This window comes from Acinetobacter sp. CIP-A165, from assembly GCF_000367985.1.
GTDB lineage: Bacteria > Pseudomonadota > Gammaproteobacteria > Pseudomonadales > Moraxellaceae > Acinetobacter.
The window spans coordinates 250,800-275,186 of the sequence record NZ_KB849201.1; the positions used below are offsets into that span (position 1 = coordinate 250,800).

Below are 24,387 nucleotides of genomic sequence, written 5' to 3' on the forward strand. Positions count from 1 at the left end.
TTCTCTACGTCATTTGTTCAAATAAATGATTAATTGGATAATCTATTCAAAATTTAGAAAATAGTAGTTTAGCTAAACCACTATTTAGGTTTCTCAAATCAATATGCCATTTTGCGGCTATCAAAATCGTAAGCTGTCAATAAAGATTCACCCTCAGCGACAACTACTATGCCACCTTTATCTCTCAATTTTTTAGCCGTTCTCAATTTACGCTCTAAATCACCAATGGATTGCTCAATCATTTTACGATTAAGCACCCATCTATCACCTTTTGTCTCGCCAAAATCCAAAGTAAAGTCAATCATATCTTTGGTAATTCCACGTTTGGTCATTCTTTTTTGTGCATGGTGGGTTACTTGCATCATAATTATCCCCTTAAACTTCACTCAAAATCTGATTAAAAATTTGTTGAGCTTTCTCATATTCAAGCTGTGCCTGAATAAGCTTGTCACTCTCAGCTTTTAAGTCTAGCTTTGTTTCTTCAATCTCAGAGGCAAAATACTCATTACAGTGTAAATTGTATTTATTTTCCTTAATCTGCTGTAATGAGATGGTTTGACTAAGCTGTGAATCAGTCTCAATCCCCATAACCAAATTACGAATTAAATTGATGTCTTCTAACATCAATGTCGTCTGCGAACGAGTACGCTGACCTAGAGTTCGTGCATCTACAAAACGCACCACTCCATTAGTGTCTTTGGCTTTATTTAAAACTAAAAGCACTGTTTCAATATTGGTATTACTAAGCAACTTTTCAGGCAATTGTATTACGGCTTCAACCCAATCTTTTTCAATTAATTTCTCTCTTAAAGCAGCATCATAGCCACCACGAAACAACCAACCAGGTATAATTTGCAAAAATGCTCGCCCAGTGTCATTTAGCTGATATAAGGCTTGCTGAATCCATAGACTTTCTGAGGCACTCGATGGTATAGATTTTCCCAAATGAATATCTCTAATGTATGCAGTATTTTCTACCAACTGAGACTGAATTCTTAAACCAAATGGTGGTGTACTCGCTACAATATCAACATCATAAGAAGTTTCATTGTGCGTTAAGGTATCTGCAACCTGTAAATCCACATCTATGTTGGACATTTTAAACAATAATGCAGTAATGCCCACAACCGTTTGATTGATATCCCTTAAGATCGCTTTCTTAGGGTTCAACCTATTCGCAATCATCCCAATCCCACATGCGCCATCATAAAGTACAGCATCAGAACAATCACCTATTAAGGCTTGGAATAATGCAATCACCGATTCTGAACTGCTGTAAAAAGACCCTAAAGAAGATGGATTAAGACCAACCCATTCTTGTAAAAGACCTACAATCTGCCGCCCAAATTCATCAGTTGAAGTGCATTCACCATAAAAAGTAATAAGAGACCGAAGTATGTCTGAAAATGAATGTGCAGCAGCTTTTAAAACTGGAGCATTCACCCAAATTAAATTATGTCTTTGAACAAAATCTTGAAAATATTTCAAGATTTCATTTTCACCTGTACTCGATACAGTTTTCACTGTATCAAACTCTGCATATACGCTATAGCTCGTTAAACTCAGAATTTCAGGGATTTGATCCACTGATAAAGTTGTTTTAAGTATCTCAAACGTTTTAAATAACTGTTTTTTTACTTCAGCATTAAGATTCATACAGCCTCCTACTCTGCCATTAATTTTTGAATTGCAGCATTTGCAGTAATTTTTTGCTGCATCTGCAACACTTTAAGGCTTTTTAAGGTCTCGATATTCTGTTTAAAGATTTGTGCAATTTTGTTTTGTACTGCTAAATCAGGAACACTTAAATCAATATCTTTAATTTTTCGAGCAGGAACATTTTTTATTGTTGCCCCTGTACTTAAAGAATCTAGTGTTTTTTGACCAAGCTCGCTATTGAGAAATGCAACAATAACTTCTGGTAATACATAGTTCAGGTTAGCCGTTAAAACCAAACAGTTCGGTGAAGCAATTAAGTCTTTATCAGCATCTTGCTGATTTACAATTGCAGCACGCATATTTGACCCTCTAGACATCAAAACAATGTCACCAACTTTCAGAACATTATCATGTAATTTTTCAGCAGAAACATATACATACTTCAACTCCGCATCAACAAAGTCTAAATCACCTAATTCAGAAATATTAGCACCATTAACCAAACCTACTTGTGCAAGGTTATTTACACCCTCATCAGTGGTTTCAAATTGAGCCACACCAACTTTCACACTCAATACATTATCCAGTTTCATTAAAACTCCAAAAATAGTTTTATTAGTACGATTTATTAAAGAAATCATAAAACACCCCACTCAATTCGTCAATAGTTTTATTAGTACTTTTTAAAAAGTAGCAAAAAAAATAATGAAAGATACTGTTGTACCTTTCATCACTAGTAGCTAGTTCAAAGCCTGCACCGACTGCTGCAACCCTTTTTGAATATCCTGAACATGAGTCAAATCATGAGATTGTTGATGCTGCTGTGGCTTAGATTCATCACTATAAAACTCCTCAACAATATCCAAGCCTTCTTCCCCGCCCACCTCAAAGCTAGCATTGCCATAGCCCTGCCGTGCCACATGATCTAAAGCTTCCTGATAAAACCCTGCTGCCTTACTTGTTTCATCAATCTGTTTGGCTGAGCTAATCGCCTCCTGCAAATTCACACCATCGCGTAACGTTAAATCCACGTAGTAGATCGGGGTACGATAACTTTGTGTTGTGCTTTTGCCTCTCAGAGTAAGTTGCAATGGCAGACATGACAGTAAATCACCCGATGCCGCATGGTAATAACTCAGCCGTGCCGCCAGTGTCCGAATACTGTTAAAACCTGTGGTTCTAAAGATAAACGTACCAAACTCATCCGATTCATCTAAATTGACATACAGTCGTCCATAGGGTTTACATAGCCCACCTTGTGCCAATGTGCAAAGATCAGGCGATGGACAATGATGTTGTTCAATGCCGCTTTGTCCGAGTCGCTGACAGGTTTCGCCATTGCCTGAGCAAATTAAACGTCCTGTTTGTCGGTCAAATAGGCTGTACTCCGCTCGTAGATTCAGCTCAGGGTCATTGAAGATCATGCGAACTGGAATGCTTCTGAGCTTTTGGTTTTGATTCGGTGCTTTAGCTCGGAGCTGTTCATCCAATGGATGTTTGACCCAGCCATCCTTATTTTGAATTTGGCTAGTAATAGTGAACTGGTCATCCTTTTCGGGGAGTCGTTTACCATTCTTTTCGACGATTTTACCAATACTGATACGTCCTAGAACTGGTGGTGTTATTGCGAGACCTTTAATCATGGTGCTATCCTCTATAGAGTTTAAAAGGTTCAGCCATAAAAAAACCCACATCCTGCAAGGGAGTGGGTTTTCTTTTGAATCAGCTGTTTGTGTGAGCTTGCGTTACATCAACAGTTAACTTGCATCAACAATGTCGATTAAGCGATAAATGCGCCCGTCTTTTGGGTTTTCGTAGAGTAATTCCATATTCGGTCGAAGTATCTCACCTTCAATCTCGATATGCTCAATACGTTTGGATAAAGGAATGTCCTGCGTATTCGCCTTTCGAATAAAGGCGATGGCTAAATTTTCCCTTTCAAATTGATCCTTTACTTTGATTTGTATATTGTTCATTGCAATAACCTCCATTTTTGAATTAAAAAACAATACACAGCTACGCTAAGTTGTGAATGATGTGATTGCCAATGAGTGCCTAAGGCATAGCAATAAAAGTGAAATTAAAAGCAGCTGTGTTGTAAGGCATATTGATTCCAATCAAGAATCTTCTGCAAAGTTTTGTGAGCAGCAATATGGCAAATATAAACGAGGCTTGTCGATCAAAGCGTTGTAAGCAAACATTTAAAAGCTTATTTAGATTGCTAAAACAAAGACTTAACCCAAGAACCACGCAGTTCAAAATATAAAAGCATGACTAATTTTTCATCTCAAGATTCAAGACTTTAATGGTATTGGTCATGCTTTCTTATTTTCAGATTTTGCCATTGTGGATTATTGCTGAGTTATCCACCATTCGAATAAATCTGAAATCTTCGTGTCCCCACTTTAATTTGTGGGAACTGCTGTAGATATTCAGGGTGTTGTTTGAGTAAGGCTTTACTGTTTAATGTGGTGGAGTCTTGTGACTTCTTCCATGTCACCGATCCATCGATAAACACTGCACGTTCTGCATCCTTCATCATCATTTGCAGTTGATGCTTTAGTTCATCAAAGTATTGCTGGTGTTGTTCCACTTTGTGTCGCTCTTGCAGTAGTTGTCTAAATAAGTAGTTGGCTTGTTCATTTTGGGTCAGGTCTTCAACCGACAGTGGAATATGTTCAGGATAGAGTTGTTTTAAAGCTTTGGCTGCGGATTCTGAGGCATCGACACTCGGTGGAATACCCGTTTCTACACATTGCCAGAAGTGACGTTCGGCATTGATGATGTGCTGAATCACGGTTTCATTTCGACTGACTTTATAGATTCGGGTTTCATGTCCACAGATCAAGGCACAGATATGTGCGGCTTGTTTGCCTGTGACCGCCAGTTGATGCTGGACTTGGCACAGTACATACAGTGGTACACCATCCCGCCATAGCTTAGCGCCATATTCTCCAACGCTTTTACACTCTAGCACTTGCACATCGTCATTACCCACCACGGCATAATCGAGATTTGCCAACATAAACTTTTTGTCTTCATCTGGGTGTTGCAAGATAGCATTCACCCGACGGACCTTATGGTTGGTATGCATGCTGTAGTATTCAGCAATCAGAGGTTCAAGCTGTTTACCCCAGTATAAAGGTGCGTAACCTGTACTTTCATCTTCTATGCTTTGTTGCATGCGTCCTGTTTTAATCATCCACAGTTCCAGCATCGACATATAAGGATTCAGTCCGCAGGCAGTGGCTGCATCACTACTGCCAATACCCTGTTTTCTGAGTTCTAACCATTGTTGATAATTCATCTGTTTGGTATTGGCAAGGCGTCTGGCTGAAGGCAAGCGAGTAGTTTTTTGGGGTCTACGTTTACTGCGGGTGCCAACTTCGGTCTGTTGAATTGATTGATTTAGGTTCGGTGCATAGGGTTGTAAGGGGGGATTGTTTAAACTGTGCTGTATTTGAGTATTACTGTTCATTGTGACGATTTCCTATTGAATAAAATCTTAAAAGTTAAATTTCAGGCATAAAAAAACCACATCAGATGATGTGGTGAGATAGTAAAAATCGAATTTAATATATAGATTTTCTCCATTGATTAAAGCTGGAGTAGGTATCAGCTCAATACTTGTGATTCTTCGATTGGTTATTTTTCACCCAACTTTGCGACGCGAAATGTCGTTCATTTAGCGATCATACATATATTTTTCTTTCAGAAAAGTTATGTTTATAAAACAAACTTCTATGGAGAAACTATATGCTTTTTAACTATACAATGAACGAACGGATACTCGCTTTCTCACGTAATATTGCGGCGTTACTACTCATCGGTGGATTTGGCTTATTTGTCATAGACCGTGCAATGACTAAGCCAGATTTACTTACTTATGAATATCTAATGCTGTTGTGGTCGGGCATCATTATGTTCTGTTGGTCTCTTTACCTTGCAAGCAGTAATATTGCTATTCTTTATTACGACTATCGTAACGATCTACTTAAGTGCCTAAAAGAACAAGAAATCGAGCATGATTTAACAGAGCAGGAACTCAAATCAACAACCAAAATTATTAATGTTTTAGGACAAAAATCTTGGCGAAAAGCTTTCCACTACTATTGCCGATCATTTACTCTGGGATTAATCTGCTTTGTATTCATATTACTTTATTTCATTGGCGTTATTGCTGTTCTCAATCAACAAAGCAAACTCTTCGGTTTCTTACCTACAGAAACCAAATGCAATCAAGTCATGGATAAAAAATCATCTTGATATAACAAGTATCCCCCTCCAATCTACGCTCTAATTTAAACCTAATCTCAGGCATAAAAAAAGCCACATCTGAGGAATGTGGCGAAGGGTGTTCAGTTAGATCAGTGATCTTGATGCTGCTTAGGCTAATTGACTAAGCTTAAATGAAGCTGAAATTCAATCTTTAGGGTTAAGTATTACACCACCATTCTGAGTGCCTGTTCTAATCCTCGTTGTTTAATCGAAGCCCCTGGCCCAAACCATGCTGAATCGAGTCGGTGGTCGGTACTCATGGCGCGACGCTCATGATCCACAAATTCGGTAATCGAGCACAGTAATCCATAGGCAGTATCTTTGGCCGAACTCAGTTCTGCCCCACGTCCATGCCCGTTAAACATGGTCATCACCTTAGACATGGCACGTCCATTCGGTTCGGTTTTATTGTCAGCGCGAAGGTTGCTGGCTGGAATAGTTTTGGGGATAGCTGCATTACGGTAGTATTGAATCAAACGATCATCCTGTTCCGCACTGCTGAGATTGCCGTTATTAAATACTGCATCAAAGTACGCTGCGGCTTCCTGTTGCGTGACTTTACGTTGACTCAGTTGTTTCATTTCATACATGTGTTCATCCCATGCACGCACTGAGATCCCAAGTTGAACCGTACCAGGTTTGTCGGAGACTCAATATTCTGAGAGACTATTCCGATGAAAAAACCAAACTATACCCCCGAAATTAGAGAAAGAGCGGTTCAATTACTAATTGAATCTGAAAAAGATTATCCTTCTACTTGGGCAGCAATCACAGCTATTGCTCCTAAAATCGGTTGTACTCCTGAAACATTGCGTGTTTGGTATTTAAAGCATATGGATCAACTAAATCCTGCCAAAGTACAACAGATATCTGACCAAGAAAAAATGAAGCAAATGGAACGTGAAATTAAAGAATTAAAGCGTGCCAATGAAATTCTACGCAAAGCAGCCGCTTTTTTCGCCCAGGCGGAGCTCGACCGCCCACACAAATAATGGTGGATTTTATCCATAACAATAAAGATCGATATGGTGTTGAAGCGATTTGTAGAATTTTACCGATTGCAGCTTCGACCTATTATCGGGCTTTAGATCTCGTTGATAACCCAGAACATCGAGCGAAACGTGCTCTGCATGATTTACATCATGCAGAGCAAATCAAACGTATTTGGAAAGAAAGTTTAGGTCGATATGGTGTACGTAAAGTTTGGCAAAAATTGAAACGTGAAGGCTATGTTATTGCACGTTGTACAGTTGCTCGATTGATGAAAAAGCTAGATATACAAGGTGTTTGGCGTGGTAAGAACAAACAAACTACCCGCAGCCGAGATGATCAAAAACGAGCAGATGATTTAGTGAAACGGAATTTTAGTGCTGATCGACCTGACCAATTATGGGTCAGTGACTTTACGTATATTCAAACCAATTCTGGCTGGGTCTACACCGCATTTATTATTGATGTGTTCTCGCGAACAATTGTTGGATGGAAAGTATCAACACGGATGAATACAGATATGGTACTTGATGCACTGGAGCAAGCATTGCATGATCGAGGCATGCCAAAGAATGTGATTCATCATTCCGACAGAGGTGTGCAATATCTTTCCATTCGCTATACCAATCGTTTAGAAGCAGCAAATTTACGAGCATCAGTCGGTACAACGGGTGATTCATACGATAATGCTCTGGCTGAAACGGTGAATGGCTTATACAAAACAGAGGTGATTGAATATTTAAAAGCAGATTGGCAAGGTTTAGCGGATGTACAACTTGCGACATTAAATTGGGTAGATTGGTTCAACAAAAAGCGTGTACACAGTGCACTGGGTTATGTATCGCCTTTTGAGTTTGAAGCAATGTACTATGATAAGATTAATCCGTTAGGTCAGGTGGCCTAACTTAAATAAAAAAGTCTCCGATAAACCCGGTACGGTTCAAGTTGTTGTTTGACTTTCTCGGCATCGAAGCGAGTGCTGTGTGGGACTTTGACCACACCAGCATTGCTTTGTTGTCCTTTAAGAGCAATGGCCAAGGTGTTATTACATACCACTCGAATAGAAGTGAATTGCGCTGTTGTTGCCAACGTTCCATCACAAGCCGTGGCTAAGAGGATGTAGCCATTGCTGACATCCCTACCTTTTAAGGCTGCGCTTTGTCCTGTTCTAGCTAAGGCCCAGAACTTCTTACCACCTTTGAGTACCCCTGCGGTTTCCAGTTCAAAGCCTGATTGTTCAGTTAAGTCTCGGTAGAACTCTAAAATTTGTTTAGGCTGGACTTCCTGAAAGCGTTGGCTCACCACCGATAACGGTGCATGGGTATCAGAGCGGTATAAAACCCGTTGTTCTTCAAAGGGCATAATAATGCTTTGCCCACGTGGGTTTTGTGCCATATAGCTGACATCGGAGGATTCAATCTGCCAGTCCATACCTGCCTGTTGTGCCCAGACTTCAATCGGTTGGCTTGGGGTCAGTTGATTACCTAAACCATGCCAAGGGGTTTGACCGACATAAGCCATTTGTTCTAGTTGATGTGCCATAATGTTTTCCTTTTAAGTAGATTCGCCTTATTCAGGCTGTTGAATTTCAAAGTGTTCCAGGCATTGCTCACACTGGTAATGCAAGGTGATCAGATTGTCCTGTTGCTGGATGTAGAGCAGAAACATTCCACCTGCTGCCAATCCAATAAAGCCGCCCACCAGTGGATTGATTCCTAAGCGTTTCGAGATTTGTATACCCACTGCTGCCAGCGACATCGGTGAACAGGAGGAGAATGAGATTTTGCTTTGGGATTGGGTGTGTTGGCTGCGCCGTAGTAATTGCACATGCGGTGAATGGCAATAGGGGCATTGCTGCATGGCGTGCTCCTTGTTTGGGTATTCAGAAATTGGGAAACAGGCATAAAAAAACCACAAGCATGGGCTCGTGGTTTTTTAAGGTTTATGCGGTTTACTTTGTTTCGATTAACGATTCACTTTGGTTGTGGTGCTGGCTTGGGGTTTCTTGTTACATGGGCGGATGCTTTGGATATAGCTTCCATCACCTGTGTCTTTAAAGAAACCATACTTGGACTGGATTTCCAGACATTGCCCTTTCTTATACGGTTTAATCTGTTTGGCAACATGATCTGGAAAGGCAAAATAGTTAAAAATCACTTCACCCCTGGTAGTCGGGAAGATCACTGCCTCCTCACCAAATCCAATATCTTTTTTTAAGGTGATCTGTTCTGTCTTGGCAAATGCCATTGCACTCACGGTAAGCATTAAAAGACCACAGCTCAAGCGTTGTATTAGTTTCATAGGATTGTCTCGTATTGATTAAAATAAAGTCATGTTGTATTGAATGAGTTTGTTGTAAAACTAGCTGGATTAGCGACCAAAACAGGGCTTATAGCCTTCATTGAGCAATTCATCCGTGTCTTTATTCCACTGCACCACATACCAGGTACATTGGTAGCGATCAGAATCCCACGCAGTACGGTAAGTAATGGTGTTCCCCTGTTCACTCCAGCCATCCAGTCGTTTTGCGACCTGATCTGGACTAGAGCGTCCCCATACTTCCATGAGATGAGTCGCCAGCATCTGATCAATATCCGGGACTGTTGCTCTTAAATCAGCAGGTGCAGATTTCATCGGTTGTAAGCCATAACGGGAAAGCTTTGAGCTTAGGGTTTTTCCATCATGGTATTTAGCATCAACCTCATAACTTAAACGCTCAGCCGCGGCTGCTTTTTGAGTGGCTTTGGCACTTTCTACCGCAGCAAGTGCCCCAGCAACCTCATCAGGACTGACCTCTAGATGCGCTGTTTGGTTGGCACGATCTTCGGTTAAGCCTTCAATCCCTGAGAGCCCGTGCTCAATCGGTTCAGATGCGGCTTGAGCGATGTCCGTTGTTTGGTTTTGGACTTTGGATTGTTCTAATGCCAGTTGGGCTAACTGTAGGTCTGTTTGTCGTTGTTGGTGCTGATTAAATAGATAAGCCCCCACAACAACGATGACAATACCTATGATCAGTGCCACAAGGCTGGCGGGTTTAAGCTTTTGCATATGTTTTCCCCCTATTTAATATGGCCATAGGCCTTGTTCTTTGATTGCTTTGATGTATGGGTCAATCGTGACCTCACCTGTTCGACAGTTGGTGGTTTCACCTGTTTGTTGGTTAAAACTTTCTGAGACATTCGGGTTATCACATAAGCGTTTGTATTTACTCACAGGCGCTGGTGTCGATCGTGACGCTTTAGCAGGTGCACGGTAGCCGACTCGTCGAACAATTAAACTGTTACTTGTGCCGAATACTCTTAACACGCCGCCCCCTTCCCACGTTGCGGTATAAGCAAGCTGTTGTTCACAACCATTGGACATTGAGGCTTGAATCTGATGTACACCATAATGGCGTGTTGCAGAGCGGTAGGTACAAATACTTGAATAACCACTGCCTTTCTGTACATTGACTAAGTGCGCCATGGTTTCAGCTGAACCCAATCCATAAGAAGGCGCTGCATGGCTCCATGAACTGTATCCCAGCGCTAAAGCGCTGAAGTAAATCAATCTTTTTTTCATATATCTGACCTGTTTAATTTTTTTCTGTTATTGCATCGCCAATGCGTGCTACTTGAAGTTGCTAAGAGAACAGCCACTCCAGAAAGGCAAAAGGCCACACAAAGGCGCGACCCAGCAGATAGGCTTTGGAATAGCCCGCAGGAAAGCTCCAGATCAATTTCACCCAGTAGCCCAACATGATCAGGAGGTAAGTGATAATAAAATTCTTCATGGTCAGTCCTCCCTATTTCAATTTGGACATACAGGCCATGCCTGCTTGTTGGACTTTATTCTCCCAGTCTTCTGGGAATTGCCACGGCTCTTTAATCTGTTCCAAACGATCTGCACCGTAGTACTGCTCGACCTTGTCATAGCTACAGGAACAGAAACTGCGATTGGCTCCCCAATTTCGGCAACCATCTTTAAACTCGGATTCAAATGAACTGCTACAGGCTGTCAGCAAGGCACAGCCGAATAATAAAAATAATCGTGTTAATCCCATCTCTTCCTCTTATCAATACATATGCGTGCCAGTCCATCTTTGGATATGGCTTCATTGAGGTAATGTGTATGTGAAATTGCTTTAATTAAGATCAGAAAATGAAGTTGTTTTTATAAAGCCCAGACGTGACTTATCCTGAGTAAATCCCAAGTTCATTATTGATTGTGATCGTCATAAAGGTTTCAGCTCAATCAGCAGAAAAGCTAGGTTCTGCAATACAACACAGGTAAAGACTGAGATGAAAAAAAGAAATGAAGAATAGAAATAGTACGCATGGCGGACTCCTTGTGTGTAATCAAGAGCTCTACCAAATCACTGTCAATTGATTATGGTGGCAGAACGAGAAAGGGTTGACAGACTGACACACAAGAATCAGCACGCACAAGGCGTCCCTCCCTCGCCCTACCGCAACGGAGGAGGAACGAACGAGTTCTCCACCAAAAAATTACTTTTTTGATGTGCTTGTGTGTAAACGGTCTGTCAAAACCGACTGGCAATGTAGGCCAGCAGGCAAAGAATAGTTTCTAGGTGAGAATATGTCAATCTGACATAAATGGATGAGTTTACTTAATCTCTGAGTATGTATAAAATATATTCCAAGGATTCAATTCTAGTTCTTAGTTTTGATCGGTCTCTCAATAAATCAACATATGCTTGATCAACCACTGATAAATAACCAAACGACTTCCTCTAAATGCGTGTTAAAAACAGCAATTCAATTGAGGGTGGTCATTCTGAGCTAAATCATTAAAATACAGCACTTAATTGGTTAACTCTGCACATCAAAACCCCCTCTAACTTTTTACAAACTCCTTTCCCTTTTCTGCTTATAACTTTATAAAGCTCGTATCTGTTTTGCTATAATTGAGCCAAGTTCATAATCGACAATTCAACATGGAAAAATACATTGATCTCATAAAAGAAATTGAAGAAATTAGAATCCTTGAGCGATTTGTGATTCAGAATATCCGTAATCCAGCTCTCTCAATTGAACATCATTGGCATTTTTCCCATGTAAAAAATCAAGCTGAAGAACAACAAGTCCTTCAATCACTCCTTGATAACGGCAATTTTTCAATTTCAGATGAACAAAAAGCCCTATTAGAACTAGGCTTACAACCCCACTATTTCGATAAAAATAAATTTATGGAACTTCCTATAGAAGACCGTCTTTATCGGCATTATGATGAAGTGCTCCTCGCCATCAGAGATTTTAAAAACTATATTGCTTCAAATGATTATGTAGACCTATTACGAAACAAAGTCCCCGACTCAACAGAAAAGACTGAATGGCCTGTAAGCTTAAAAAAGGCACAAACAGCCTATCAACATGCCTTCCAATTTTATGCACGGCATATGGATTGTAGATCAGTAGATATTCCAGCAGAAATTGCTGAAAAAATAAAAAAAATACAGGCTCAGGCATATAAAGATTTAGAAATCAAAGAAATGATTCGGGTTCATTTAAAACCCAAATACAAAGAGCACGTGGAAAAGTATCTCAGTCCAACCAAGAAAAAGAATATTGAGGCGCATGCACTTTTTGATACTGAAATTGATGTTGAATATGAAAAAATGATTCTTCCAATCATCATAGAAATTTACACGCATAAACAAAGAAATTTATTGAATAAACAGAATGTCTTTAAAAGCGCTCAAAATAAAGGTAGCTATAGCTATACCTATATGCCTAGAAAGAAAAAGATAAAAGATAGCTTCATTAAAACTGGTATCCAAGGTGCCATACATATCAAACGCTTAGATGACCGACTTGAGGGCTGTAAGGAAACATTAAACAAATTACGTTCTGCTAATGCAATCCCTTATATCCATAAAAATATTCTGCAAAATTTCTATCAATGGAAACATCAAATTAAAGATCAAGATGGCGAAAAACTTTCACTTTATGAAAAAGTAAAAAAATATTATACCTTGGAAAGGGAAAATACACATTTAAAAACAAATGCCTAGTTCAATATTCACGACCTAAGATTTCTCTAATAAAAATCTCTCGGTGCACAAAACTGTAAGTGCATCGAGGCCCCATCTAAAGTATTCCTATGTTGTACAACATGCACTTAAATCCCCCAACAAGGAATACACTTATGGCTTCAACAACCGATCCCTTCAAAATGATCACGCGCATTGATCTAGAAGAGCTTACAGGTCTATCTCGGTCAACCATCTATGATCGCATGAATTCAAAGTCTAAACGTTATGACCCCGACTTTCCCAAACCAGTAAAGTTCGGTCATCTGACTCGTTGGCGACTTAGTGAGGTTCAGGCTTGGATTCAGTCCAAAATAGAAGCCCGTAATCATCCACAAAAGACGGCCTAACTGTGTATATCTCATAAATTGAGATATTCACGTAAATACAATATGAATTTGTGCATAGCCTGTCTGTTTTACTTGAGTTTTGCTTGAAGATGAATAACGGTATTAAACCATTTAATATATTCATATCTTTTAGATACTTAAATTATTGAATATATTGATCTTCATACTGTAAGAGACAGAGATGATTGAGCAATGATCATCTGTAGTGATTCTGACTGCTCTAGCAAAGTCAGATCACTCACTGAGTTAATCCTTCTCAGAGAGTAGATCATATTTAACTGATGTCATTCATCCCATTTAGACACGACTCAACCTCGTGGCTACAGACAGCTATTGCCCAAATTTCTTGAAACCTATTATCGAGAAATGTATGAACAAACCAAAACTCCATAACTCCGCTGGCACATTTACGCTTGAGGAGCTAACTGCTCTTCAGCATTCTGATCTAAGTTCAAGCATGCTGACAGCACTAGATGGCAACTCATATCAATTTCGACATGCGATTGATCATGTGGCTGATATTTGCTTCAACATTGTCAATGTCGTTGCTCTATGTGAAAAGACTCAACTTCCTGTAGCAAAAATAGTGAAAGAAAAGTCTCCTTTCTTTCCTGAACGTCATCGAGTTCATTTTCTTCCCAAATGGGAATCTTTAGAAGAGAAAATGCGCTCAGCATTCCAGCATCAATTTTCTACGAAGTATTCATATGGTGCAGAAGTAAAAGCATGGATGTCCGTGCAATCAAAATTCTCTTCAGAAGACCTTGAGATACTCTCCTTCCCTGCGCTTATCAATCCTAAAGATAAGCAGAGTGCCCAAAAGTATGTTGATTTATTTAATCTGTTTATAGCACGGCTGATGGAACAGCTGGGTAGTACCGAGTATAAAAAGAAAATCAGAGATCGAAGTATAGACAAGAAAAATAATAAGTCTGCGTGCATTGAGCTCTTCAACCACCTCATTGCAAAGTTTGCCAGAGTCTTGGTCATCAGAATGGATTTTGCATTGAAACGTGATCCAGAGACCTTGCTCAAACATGCATCGTCTATTGCTCTCACTTATTCGCGTCATGACCTGAGCTATCTAAAACGGTCTATGAAAAAGTTCAAGAACAATTGGCGCAATAACAAGCTATTAAACGCCATAGAAGGCTATATCTGGCAGTATGAATACTCTCATGCCACTGGGTTCCATATACACGCCTACTTTTTCTATGATGGTGATAAACATCAAGAGGATATTACGCTCGCCCAATATATTTCGGATTACTGGATAAAAGTGACCAGAAATCGCGGCTGCACCTACATCTGCAATATGCAGAAAGACCAATACAAATACTGTGGTATCGGCATGATTCATTATTCTGATACTGAAAAACAGTCTTACTTATTCAAAACTTTTGATTACATCGTCAAAGCTGATCAGTTTTTTATGTTTTCTGAGCTGAAGAATTTTAAACGATTTCACCGCAGTGAGCTTCCTGAGCCTAAAGCCAATTCAGGCCGCCCTCGCACTTTAATCACAACAAAATCTCAACCATTCTCTCAGGAAGTATAATATGACTACATTCAACGCTATGGAAAAAACCGAAGCCCTCAACTATCTTAATGTTGTGACTAAAGCCTATGCTTATCAAGGATACACACATGTTGTCCCTGTTTCTTTAGCCTCATACTCAGAGCTGATCCACAAAATTAAAACTGGAAAACGCTTTCGGATATTCACCAATAATCCTACGGCCGTCTCTCATCCATTTATACCCAATCTTTATGTCACAAACTTGGGTCGCCTTGTTCTAGCTATTGTAGGAGACAATACGTGTAACCCTTATACAACGGGTAGATTTCAAAATGCCTTACTTCATCCTGAAATTGCCTTACTCAGTCAATTAATGTTTAAACATCGAATTTGCGATATCCCTATCGGTGCGTACCAAGATGTAGAACAGGCTTGTGAGATGTGTTTTGCTGATTTCAAAGTCCAAATCCAAACCAGAGCAATCACAACTCAATGTAGATCCTGGAGCAATAGATTTGGACATTTGACCACTTCATACGATCGATTCTTAGAATTTATCTGCGGTGAAACAAATCGTTTTGAAGTTCATTCACTCGTTGTACAGCGTAAACTACGCAATGGACTAGAGCCTGTTTTTGGTGATCCTGATTTTAGGGATATGTCCGCTTATGAAATCGTACAGGAACAATGTAAAGAGATCATTCAAGCTGTTTGGCGTAACCGTCGTCAAAATAATGTCCTTGGTATTCTTTCGCGCGAGGAAATGGATATTGAGCAAGCACAATCGATTAGGCTGATTTTTTTTGTTCGAAAAAAACATTCAGACCTGATTAAATTTAACAGTACACCACTTTACCAAACACTTGAACCCTATCTTATGAATCTAAATCTTGATCATGTAGTATTAGGCACAACCTACACCATGAATTCTGGGAATGCTCCTCTTTTTCAAGGACAGGAACAAAACTACTATGATTTAAAGCAAATTCACGTGGGTAATCGCCTAAATGTACTCAAAGTTCAACTGGTTGCTCCAGACTACTGGTTTAGGCTCAGAGATAACGCTCCAAGTTTAAAAGTTGAACGAGGTAAAGCAGATTATGAACGATAACTGAAATTGATTGAATGAAAACAGCATAGGGAAACTTATGCTGTTTTTTTTGTTTCCACCATTTGATTAAAATTTCAGACACGATCAGCTCAAATCACCCGACTCGGCCGATGAGAAATCAGTTTATTTTTCTTTGATAATTTTAAACTATCATCCAAAGACATACTAAAAAGGACAATTAGATTCAATCACAACCAAAACTTGATGAGGGGTAAGTTGAGGGGTAAAACTACAGATAAAAAATAAGCCCTTGCAAAAACAAGGGCTTATTTAGATATTTGGCGGAAGCGGTGAGATTCGAACTCACGGAGGACTCACACCCTCGTCGGTTTTCAAGACCGGTGCATTAAACCGCTCTGCCACGCTTCCAATGGCGGCTATCATATAAATAAAACCGCGCCTTGGCAAACCTTTTATGCAAAATCATGCATCAAATGATCAAAATAAAATCAACACCCTGTTATTTTAACAATTTTCGTTTTTTTCATAACGAATGGAGTTGATATACCATACTTTTTTCCCAAGCGGCGTATCGACTTCAACATCATCATCAACGGCTTTACCAAGTAATGCACGTGCCATTGGTGATTCAATTGAAATATGTTGAGGATGATGATCATAGATCTCGTCAACACCAACAATACGCAGTGATTTCTTTTCGCCTGCATCATTTTCGATCTCTACCCAAGCACCAAAATAAACTTTTCCTTCTTGTTCGGGTACATAATCGATGATCTTCAATTCTTCTAGACGTTTTCCCAGATATCGAACACGACGATCAATTTTCCTAAGTATTTGTTTATTATATTGATATTATAACCCTATCTTAAAACATACTATTCTTAATATTCTATATTGACAACTGATCAAATAATGTTAATTTTAAATTACAAAACACCTCATACTTCATACTAAATAGTATATGGCTTACGTTAAGAAAATTTATGTAAATTACAAAGATTGTACTTCACATACAACACTAGTATTACCTTGTATCCTGACTGAGAAAGGAGTCATCATTTCTCATTTGCGCTATTTGGCTTGGTTTAATTCAAAAAGTGAATCATGGAAAGAAAGATCTTGTTATGCGCTTAAACTTTTATTGAAATATATAAATTCTGTTCCTCAAATTGAGAATGCTACTAAATTACTCAAAGCTTTCACTGAGGCATTAATCACAGGTACAATTGACCCATCTAACCGAACTGATGCTCTCGATCTTTATTGGCGACCACGCACAGTCAGAGATACCAATAATCTATTATTTCATATTACCCATTACACAGATTTTCTGATGTTGCAGGATGAACATTCAACAATTCGCGTAAATCCATTTCGCAAAGCCACAAGCTATGAAGAACGTCTAAATTGGTGTGCTTATTATCATAAACAAGCAAATGTTTTCCTAAATCATTTAACTAAAAAAGATCTATCACAGCAGCAAGTCCGCTTGGTTGGCTCATTCAATGAAGATCTGATTGATTTTGAATATGCAGTCCGTTTTCCTGAAGATCAAATTGAAAGGTTGATTTACTTAGGGTTCGAAAAAAATGGACACTATGATTATAAATCACAAGCGATTACGATGTTGATGAATTACGGTGGGCTTAGGAAAAGCGAAATTTTTCATATTTACACTTCAGATATCACATTGAATCCAAATCACCCTAAAGAAGCTCTTGTTCGTGTTTATCATCCAGAACTAGGTGTAGCTCCAGATCCTCATTTCAAAAATAGGCGTGAATTTCTTTTATCCAAAACATCGTTCAAACCTAGAAATAACTACCCATTTACCGAACGTTTATATGCAGGATGGAAAAACCCATTACTTACATCAAAACAAGGATATTTTGATGTTGTATTTAACCCACCAGAGAAAGCAAAAGAGTTCTTATTAATTTGGGCAAACTATCTCAAATATCAGCGTGTAGAGCCTCTGAGAAGTAATCCTCATCCTTTTGCATTTACAAATAGCTTAGGTGCGCCGGAAACTATAAAAAACTTTCAACGACTGCATAAACGTGCAGTAGAGCGTATTGGGCTAATTTGTAAGAAAGATCATGGAACAACTGAACATGGACATCGACATGCTTATGGTTTTCGAGCACGTCAGGCTGGCTTAAATCAAGTCGAAATTCAAAAAGCAATGCATCATAAAAGTCCAACATCATGTCTTGTTTACATCAAGCCAACAATCGAAGAAGTACAAGAAAAATTGAGAGAGATTCAATGATAAAACCTCAAGTAATCAGACAAATTGAAAGCAAACGATTTAACAAAGAGTTCTCGATTTTTCCAGACCTAGATTCTTTAAAACAATTCTGTAAAAATATTGGTATTTCAAATTCAGTATCATATAGACAAAATTACAAGGAATATGGGCTGCCTGCACACCCTGAGCGAATTTATGATGAGTGGGTTAGCTATAAGGATTTTTTTGATATAGTCGATTTTATTTCGTATTCAGAACTAAAAAGTTTAGTAGAAGACAAAAATCTTAAAAATGCTAAAGAATACAAAAGTTTTATTTTAAAATTAAATGACCCTGGCCTTCCGCTTGATCCGCAAGGCGTCTATCCGAATGAATGGGAAAATTGGTACAAATTTTTAGGTAAAACAGAACCATTTAAACCAGATTTTATTTCTCCTGACTATGTCACTTGGGCGATTAAGATCAAAGAGTTCATGACTAAAGCTCGTGGTGGTGGGACTAAAGAATCTCAGTTGTGTCGTTTTGTTCGTCTTTATATCGAACAATTTGATAAAAGCAAATCTCCACACGCCTTTCTCATTCAAGAAAAATTCGATGTAAAACCATTTCGTGATCTACTTGAAAATATAGAATCAGAACCAATGAGGAGAAAACTAGTCGTTTATGTCAATGAATTCTTAGATTACATTATTGACAATGATCTAACGATTGAAGATGAGGAAACTGGTGAGATTGTACGTGTTGACAATGCTCGTAATCCATTTTCCCTTTTATTAAATCAAAAAAATATATCATCAAGCTCAATTCGTTCTGAAACGACAAAGCCATGCTTACAATATCATTTTGTCAAAAAAGCCCAAGAATGGATTATTCCATCCAGTGCAAAAAATTTCCAAGATTTAGAGCATCTTCATAAATTTGATGCAGATTGGGTAAAAGTAAACTTTGATCAATTAGATTTAAATGATTTAGATTGTGTTTACCGTGTCATTGATAATCAAGCATATTTATGGTGTCCAACTGATTGGATTCATACTTATGCACTTACCAAAGTTCCTTTAAGAGGACGGCAAATAGCCTATAATGACTCAGGTGAAGCAGATGAATATATTGTAGATTTAGATCAGCAGAACAAAGTCATTTGGAAAATAAATAATTCCCCACTTTCTGGGTTGACCAAAGAACAATCATTCATAAAAAGAATGCCTGATGGTCAAATAGGTATGTTTACCACGACGAATAAAACAAATAACAATGGGCAAGGCTACACAATTCCGTGGATCCCAGAAGACTTAGCATATTGGCTAATTAGGCTACGGAAATGGCAACAAAAATATAATCCTATCTCATATCCGAGTGCTTGGATTGATTGTCAAAGAACAAATTTAAATGAGGTACAAAGAAAAGCCAAAGGATTGAATTGTTTTCTTTTTAGACGCTTTAATGATTTTGAGGCGGCGAATGTCGGAAATGCATTAACCCCGAGATTAGCAGCTGCTCTTTATAATATACAGCCCTCAAATCTTTGCTTAACTACACTTGAAGGAAATAGAGCAGTTTTAGGTGCATATAAATCTAAATATACGCCCCATAGCATGCGTGTAAGCCTCATTACGGCTTATGTGCTTGAAATGGGTATGCCCATTGAAATCGTGATGAAAATCGTCGGTCATAGCTCGGTAATTATGTCGATCTATTATTGCAAAGTTTCCAATCATGACATTAGAACTCGATTAGAAGAAGGCGAGAAAATAGCCTTAAAATCTGAAGTTGAATCTATCCAAAGAACAATTGAACAAAATAAAATTGAAAGTGTTAAAAACCAATTGGTTGGCAATAATTTGGAATTACTGCAGGCTTTATCTAATGAGGTTCCTGCAGGTAATTTTATTTTTAGAGATTATGGTATTTGCCCTTTTGCAGCTTCAAGATGTGAGGATGGTGGTGAGTTAATTAAAAGTAGTTCATTCTATACCCCTACACCTCAAGGTTATTTAGGAACTCAGAATTGTATACGTTGTAGACATTTTATTACTGGACCCGCCTTTCTTGGTGGTTTATTGGCAATTACAAATGAAATATTACTCCAATCCAATGATCAATCTGAAATATGTTCCAAACTACAACTTAAAATCAATCAGATTAATCAAGATATTGATAATATTGAAAAAGAAGAATATATAGCTAACTTAAAGAAAGAAAAATTTGAAGGTGCTGTGAAAAGATCAAAACTCGAAACTGAACTTAGAAATTTCGAATCAGAATATGAGACAGCAGCTAAAAAATTAGATATGCTTTTATGCGATATTCAATCGGCTTATAGCCATATTACAAAATGTCACAAGCTCATTAATAACAATGCATTATTAGAAAATACAGATACATTATCGCTCATTACTACTTCAAATGCAGAGTTGGTTTTAGAAATGGAAGAAGTGAGTCATTATCAGCAATTACAAGAAGTGTGTGAAAATGCCGTCATTTATAAATCTTGTAATGCTGATCAAGCCATTTACCCAAGAACTCAACTCATAGATAAAATGGCGATGTTTAACGAAATTATGCCTGCTTTATTCATGTTATCTAAAGAACAGCAACTTTCGGCAGGCAATCAAATTTTTAAATTATTGATGAGTCGCCTCAAATCTTGGGATAAAGTACAAAATGTTATGGATGGTAAGCGTAAATTGATAGAACTTTCTGAAACTGAAAAAATTTCAAAATCAGAAATTGAACTCATTCTACATAATTCTCCAACATTGATTGAGGCAAGTCATGAATCCTGAAGAATTATTAAATAAATTAAAACATGGCTCATCTCAAAAAATTCAGCAGTCGCTTGATGCAATCTATGAGATATGTATTGAGCAACAGGAACGTGGAATTCAGGATTTTTCTGTCAGTACCATTGCTAATTTGGGATTTAACAGAGGTGTTCCTAAAGCGCAAAGCATTAGGAATAAGACAGGTGAAAAGTATAGAGCACTAATACAATGTTTTGCAGATGTTGCATCACAACAGCCTAGCCTAGTTAAACCATCGCAAACAGATAGTGCGTGGATCGAGGAAATTCAAAATCCCAAGCATCAATTGCTTGTACGAATTATGGCATCTGAATTAAAAGAAGCTCAACAAATGATCCGTGAAATTATTCCGCCAAAACAAAGGATTGATATTTATGATCATAAGAATATGATGCCCGATGAATCTTTTAAGCTTTCTGATCAAGAAGTACGAGCATTACAGTATTTATTGTCTACAGATTTCCAAAAAAAATGGAATCTTAAATCAACTCATTTTGGCGAACTTGTAGATGAGTCGAATAAGCCTGTTTTTAAAGTTTCAACATTAGATGCCTTACGCAAGGCTTTGGAGTATTTGTCTTGAATCGTAAATTATTAACGGCTGAAGGTTATCAACGCTTACAAGATGAGTTAAATGATTTAGTTCGTAAAGAACGCCCTGAAATTACGAAAATAGTGTCTTGGGCAGCCAGTCTCGGCGATCGGTCAGAAAACGCTGATTACATCTATAATAAAAGAAAGTTGCGTGAAATTGATCGTAGAATTAGATACTTAACCAAGCTTTTTGAAGTTGCTTATAAAGTTGAATATAGCCCTGAGCAAGATGGTAAAGCCTATTTTGGTGCTTGGGTTGAATTAGAAAATGATGACGGTGAAACCATCACATTTCGTATTGTTGGAGACGAGGAAATCTATGGTCATAAAGACTATATTTCTCTCCAATCCCCAATAGCGAAGGCTTGTTTAGGTAAGTCTGTAGATGATGAAATTCAAGTACATACACCAACAGGCAAGAAAATTTGGTATATCTGCAAAATTGACTATACCAATAAATGGTTATAGTCGTCATTAGCTTTCAACTCAAATATGTACTTCTAGCATCTAACAATTTCAAATTGCTCGCTAAATTTAGGCTCATTCTTAACCTTCAATGATGGAACAGAAATAAAAAGTCTATTTTTAGCACGACTTATAGCAACATAAAGAATACGATGCTCTTCTGCCTTAGGATCAGCTAATTGAGGAGATAATATAAAATCTAGTTCTTGCTCTGACTTTAATACAAGTAAAACATTATTAAACTCATCACCTTTAGATTTATGAATAGTCTTATTAAGACTCATATCATCAGGAATATTTATACATACACTTAGTTGATTATAAAGTGTATTTTCATAAAATTCCTTAACTTTACCGCGACTTACTTTAGTAAGTCGTGAATGAAATAGTTTCTGTATAATTTCAATAAAATTTATTAAATTTTCATTTTTGTATGAATCGTATTCTCCAATTAGGGTCGAAATATATTCTATGGATATTGAAATATTATAATGACTCCTTGGGAATATTTTTTCTAATTCTTTAAATGCATCTTTAAATTTTTTTTCTCTCACTAATTCAATAGCTTTGATACTACTACAAACTGCTTGTTTTCTATCTCTATCACTATCTATCTCTGATAAACTTTCGAACAGATTATCTATATTAAATGTATTATCTAGTTCATTTTGTAGTGCTTTAGCAGTAATATTATCTCTTGATAAAGTGTAAAAATCTTCATCAACACATAATTTTCGTACTTCCTGAATGCTGTTTTTCGTACTGCCTACTATTAAACAAGGGTTTTCACCATCTACTTCTCGAACAGGTTCTTGAGTTAAATCTGATCTTATAAAATTTAGGACTTTTATAATTTTTATTGTGCTACGATTATTTTTTAAGATTTGATAATGGGACATTCCATTTAAACTAAAACTTAAAAAAAGTCCTAACTCAGCTCCCTGAAATTTATAAATAGATTGGGCAGGGTCACCTATGCATCCTACTATAGTCTCTGTTTCCGCAATTTTTTCAATAATTGAAAGTTGAATTGGATTGCAATCTTGGAATTCGTCAATAAAAAAGTATGGGAATTTAGCCCGAACTACCTCTAAAATGAATGGATACTTTTCAATTAATTGATAACTAAAGAATAAAACATCATCATGATGAATATTTCCTAATTTCCAATGTTCTTTTCTATATTCAATATAGCTATTTTTTTTAATACTTATATTTGTAACCTTACCTAGATAAGTTTTATTAATTGGAAGACCTAAAAATAATTCACCACTATCCGTCATTTGCCATTGAATTGTATCCAAAGCTTTTAAAATGTTAGCTTTTCCTTTTAGTAACGATTGCTGTGATGTTGACTTCAACCAATTACTTATCTTGCTATGTGAGTGATTAAGTTCATCATGCCCATCAAGTTTGGAATAGTCTAAACCATACTCGTCTGCTATCAAAAAAGCATATGGTTTAAGAATATGACGATATAGAAAACTATGAATCGTTGAAACATCTACTTGGGTTGCTGAAGTACCCAACCTATTCAAAATAGTTTCAACAGCTATATTCGTATAAGTGATACAGGCAATTTTCCGTACTTTACCAAGCCGATTTGAGTGATGAAGCACATTTCTTATATGTTCAACTAACCAATGTGTCTTACCTGCTCCAGGACCAGCACTAACTTTAAAATGATGCTCAATATCATCAAGTCTTTTATTGGAATCTATCTGTATTATTGACATAAAAATTCAATAGCCTCTTTAATGTAAGTAGGGACAATAAAATCTTTAAAATCAGCTGTGCCTTTTTTTTCTAAATTTTCTTCTAATATTCTTGCTAATTCTAAAGCATTCTCACCTTTTCCTACTGAGTTTAGATAGCGTGCAGCTATAATAGCTTGAATTTTATTATCACCTGTCCAATCAGGATTTGTATTAGCTTTAATGCTTTTAACAATGCGGGTATTTTCTTTACTTTTCTTTTTAAGAAGGGTAACAATATCTTCAAGGTTTTTTTCATCTTTACAAGCTTGCATTAATTTTTTAATTTCATCTTGATTTGACATATAGTCAGTAATTAAAAAATCTGCTGTAGGATTAACTCTTAATATTTCATACTCTAAGGTTTTCCCTAAAATTTTGTCGGGGCTAAAAAAACAAATATTCGGATGTTTATCATAAGCAGAATAAACATTTTGTTTATAGTCATATTCATCATAATTAACACCGAACTCAAATGGATAACATTTTTTATAATTTGATGTCTCATCTAATAAATCTATCATCGGATCAGTAGGATCAGTAGGATCAGTAGGATCAGTAGGATCAGTAGGATCAGTAGGATCAGTAGGATCAGTAGGATCAGTAGGATCAGTAGGATC

At 37.5% G+C, this 24,387-nt stretch carries 24 protein-coding genes, 1 tRNA gene, 3 pseudogenes and 1 other annotated feature; of the genes and pseudogenes, 10 read left to right on the forward strand and 18 right to left on the reverse strand.

Annotated features, from left to right (window positions below):
* Positions 1-98: 98 nt before the first annotated feature.
* From F991_RS03875 to F991_RS03900, 6 genes are all read right to left on the reverse strand, one after another.
* Complete coding sequence (locus F991_RS03875; protein ID WP_004669069.1) at positions 99-365, reverse strand: DUF4258 domain-containing protein; 267 nt, start codon at positions 363-365, stop codon at positions 99-101.
* Positions 366-375: 10 nt separating this feature from the next.
* Positions 376-1,656, reverse strand: coding sequence for an N-6 DNA methylase (locus F991_RS03880; RefSeq protein ID WP_004669071.1), 1,281 nt, complete (start codon positions 1,654-1,656; stop codon positions 376-378).
* Between the two features lie 8 nt (positions 1,657-1,664).
* Positions 1,665-2,300 carry a restriction endonuclease subunit S gene (locus F991_RS03885; protein ID WP_081398946.1) on the reverse strand — a complete coding sequence of 212 codons (636 nt, stop codon included), beginning with the start codon at positions 2,298-2,300 and terminating at the stop codon, positions 1,665-1,667.
* A gap of 99 nt (positions 2,301-2,399) precedes the next feature.
* Complete coding sequence (locus F991_RS03890) at positions 2,400-3,302, reverse strand: recombination directionality factor (RefSeq protein WP_004669075.1); 903 nt, start codon at positions 3,300-3,302, stop codon at positions 2,400-2,402.
* Between the two features lie 114 nt (positions 3,303-3,416).
* Positions 3,417-3,635 carry a hypothetical protein gene (locus F991_RS03895; protein WP_004669076.1) on the reverse strand — a complete coding sequence of 73 codons (219 nt, stop codon included), beginning with the start codon at positions 3,633-3,635 and terminating at the stop codon, positions 3,417-3,419.
* 386 nt (positions 3,636-4,021) lie between these two features.
* Complete coding sequence (locus tag F991_RS03900; RefSeq protein ID WP_004669078.1) at positions 4,022-5,137, reverse strand: YqaJ viral recombinase family nuclease; 1,116 nt, start codon at positions 5,135-5,137, stop codon at positions 4,022-4,024.
* A 278-nt stretch (positions 5,138-5,415) separates the two neighbouring features.
* Between F991_RS03900 and F991_RS03905 the strand changes: the two genes are divergently transcribed.
* Positions 5,416-5,925, forward strand: a complete 510-nt coding sequence (locus F991_RS03905) for a hypothetical protein (RefSeq protein WP_004669080.1) — start codon at positions 5,416-5,418, stop codon at positions 5,923-5,925.
* Positions 5,926-6,101: 176 nt separating this feature from the next.
* On the opposite strand, the pseudogene F991_RS03910 reads toward F991_RS03905, so the two are convergent.
* Positions 6,102-6,563, reverse strand: a pseudogene (locus F991_RS03910) (DUF932 domain-containing protein); the annotation flags it as partial.
* Between the two features lie 48 nt (positions 6,564-6,611).
* Here F991_RS03910 and F991_RS03920 point away from each other — a divergent pair.
* A protein-coding gene (locus tag F991_RS03920; RefSeq protein WP_155757136.1) for an IS3 family transposase occupies positions 6,612-7,831 on the forward strand; the annotation gives its coding sequence in 2 pieces (ribosomal slippage) (positions 6,612-6,888 and positions 6,888-7,831; 1,221 coding nt in all).
* Positions 6,887-7,003 (forward strand) — a sequence feature (AL1L pseudoknot). Its footprint overlaps the gene before it by 117 nt.
* A gap of 38 nt (positions 7,832-7,869) precedes the next feature.
* On the opposite strand, the pseudogene F991_RS03925 reads toward F991_RS03920, so the two are convergent.
* From F991_RS03925 to F991_RS17045, 7 genes and pseudogenes are all read right to left on the reverse strand, one after another.
* Positions 7,870-8,469 (reverse strand): annotated as a pseudogene (locus F991_RS03925) (DUF932 domain-containing protein); the annotation flags it as partial.
* 27 nt (positions 8,470-8,496) lie between these two features.
* Entirely contained in the window at positions 8,497-8,787 is a 291-nt protein-coding gene (locus F991_RS03930; RefSeq protein WP_004669084.1) for a hypothetical protein, read from the reverse strand.
* 105 nt (positions 8,788-8,892) lie between these two features.
* The gene (locus tag F991_RS03935; protein ID WP_004669086.1) at positions 8,893-9,228 is read right to left on the reverse strand and encodes a hypothetical protein; all 336 of its coding nucleotides are present in this window, start codon (positions 9,226-9,228) and stop codon (positions 8,893-8,895) included.
* 69 nt (positions 9,229-9,297) lie between these two features.
* Complete coding sequence (locus F991_RS03940) at positions 9,298-9,975, reverse strand: hypothetical protein (RefSeq protein ID WP_004669089.1); 678 nt, start codon at positions 9,973-9,975, stop codon at positions 9,298-9,300.
* Positions 9,976-9,990: 15 nt separating this feature from the next.
* Entirely contained in the window at positions 9,991-10,488 is a 498-nt protein-coding gene (locus F991_RS03945) for a hypothetical protein (protein ID WP_004669090.1), read from the reverse strand.
* Between the two features lie 61 nt (positions 10,489-10,549).
* Positions 10,550-10,699 carry a hypothetical protein gene (locus F991_RS17630; RefSeq protein WP_004669091.1) on the reverse strand — a complete coding sequence of 50 codons (150 nt, stop codon included), beginning with the start codon at positions 10,697-10,699 and terminating at the stop codon, positions 10,550-10,552.
* Between the two features lie 12 nt (positions 10,700-10,711).
* The gene (locus tag F991_RS17045; RefSeq protein WP_004669028.1) at positions 10,712-10,969 is read right to left on the reverse strand and encodes a hypothetical protein; all 258 of its coding nucleotides are present in this window, start codon (positions 10,967-10,969) and stop codon (positions 10,712-10,714) included.
* An 894-nt stretch (positions 10,970-11,863) separates the two neighbouring features.
* Between F991_RS17045 and F991_RS03955 the strand changes: the two genes are divergently transcribed.
* The 4 genes from F991_RS03955 to F991_RS03970 all read left to right on the forward strand — a co-directional run bounded on the left by F991_RS03955 (position 11,864) and on the right by F991_RS03970 (position 15,938).
* Positions 11,864-12,940: a hypothetical protein gene (locus F991_RS03955; RefSeq protein ID WP_004669092.1), complete on the forward strand. Its 1,077-nt coding sequence runs from the start codon at positions 11,864-11,866 to the stop codon at positions 12,938-12,940.
* A gap of 134 nt (positions 12,941-13,074) precedes the next feature.
* Complete coding sequence (locus F991_RS03960) at positions 13,075-13,308, forward strand: helix-turn-helix transcriptional regulator (RefSeq protein ID WP_004669093.1); 234 nt, start codon at positions 13,075-13,077, stop codon at positions 13,306-13,308.
* A 370-nt stretch (positions 13,309-13,678) separates the two neighbouring features.
* The gene (locus tag F991_RS03965; RefSeq protein ID WP_004669094.1) at positions 13,679-14,866 is read left to right on the forward strand and encodes a YagK/YfjJ domain-containing protein; all 1,188 of its coding nucleotides are present in this window, start codon (positions 13,679-13,681) and stop codon (positions 14,864-14,866) included.
* Between the two features lies 1 nt (position 14,867).
* Positions 14,868-15,938, forward strand: coding sequence for a hypothetical protein (locus F991_RS03970; RefSeq protein ID WP_004669095.1), 1,071 nt, complete (start codon positions 14,868-14,870; stop codon positions 15,936-15,938).
* A 279-nt stretch (positions 15,939-16,217) separates the two neighbouring features.
* Here the strand turns inward: F991_RS03970 and F991_RS03975 are convergent.
* Positions 16,218-16,307, reverse strand: a tRNA-Ser gene (locus F991_RS03975).
* Positions 16,308-16,403: 96 nt separating this feature from the next.
* A pseudogene (locus F991_RS03980) lies at positions 16,404-16,751 on the reverse strand (GreA/GreB family elongation factor); the annotation flags it as partial.
* A 109-nt stretch (positions 16,752-16,860) separates the two neighbouring features.
* On the opposite strand from F991_RS03980, the gene gmtY reads away from it, so the two are divergent.
* The 4 genes from gmtY to greB are packed head-to-tail and all read left to right on the forward strand — an operon-like array spanning position 16,861 to position 22,016.
* On the forward strand, positions 16,861-18,171 hold the full coding sequence (gene gmtY, locus F991_RS03985) for a gamma-mobile-trio recombinase GmtY (protein WP_004669098.1): 1,311 nt from the start codon (positions 16,861-16,863) through the stop codon (positions 18,169-18,171).
* Positions 18,168-20,936, forward strand: coding sequence for a gamma-mobile-trio integrase GmtZ (locus tag F991_RS03990; protein ID WP_004669099.1), 2,769 nt, complete (start codon positions 18,168-18,170; stop codon positions 20,934-20,936). Before gmtY ends, F991_RS03990 begins: the two co-directional genes overlap by 4 nt.
* Positions 20,926-21,537: a gamma-mobile-trio protein GmtX gene (gene gmtX, locus F991_RS03995; protein ID WP_004669100.1), complete on the forward strand. Its 612-nt coding sequence runs from the start codon at positions 20,926-20,928 to the stop codon at positions 21,535-21,537. The genes F991_RS03990 and gmtX overlap by 11 nt, the downstream gene beginning before the upstream one ends.
* On the forward strand, positions 21,534-22,016 hold the full coding sequence (greB, locus tag F991_RS04000) for a transcription elongation factor GreB (RefSeq protein WP_004669102.1): 483 nt from the start codon (positions 21,534-21,536) through the stop codon (positions 22,014-22,016). The genes gmtX and greB overlap by 4 nt, the downstream gene beginning before the upstream one ends.
* A gap of 32 nt (positions 22,017-22,048) precedes the next feature.
* Here greB and F991_RS04005 read toward each other — a convergent pair whose 3' ends face one another.
* Both F991_RS04005 and F991_RS17635 read right to left on the reverse strand, forming a co-directional pair.
* Positions 22,049-23,749: a UvrD-helicase domain-containing protein gene (locus tag F991_RS04005; RefSeq protein WP_004669104.1), complete on the reverse strand. Its 1,701-nt coding sequence runs from the start codon at positions 23,747-23,749 to the stop codon at positions 22,049-22,051.
* On the reverse strand, positions 23,740-24,387 hold a 648-nt coding region (locus F991_RS17635; RefSeq protein WP_004669106.1), incomplete at its 5' end, for a hypothetical protein. The genes F991_RS04005 and F991_RS17635, both read right to left, overlap by 10 nt.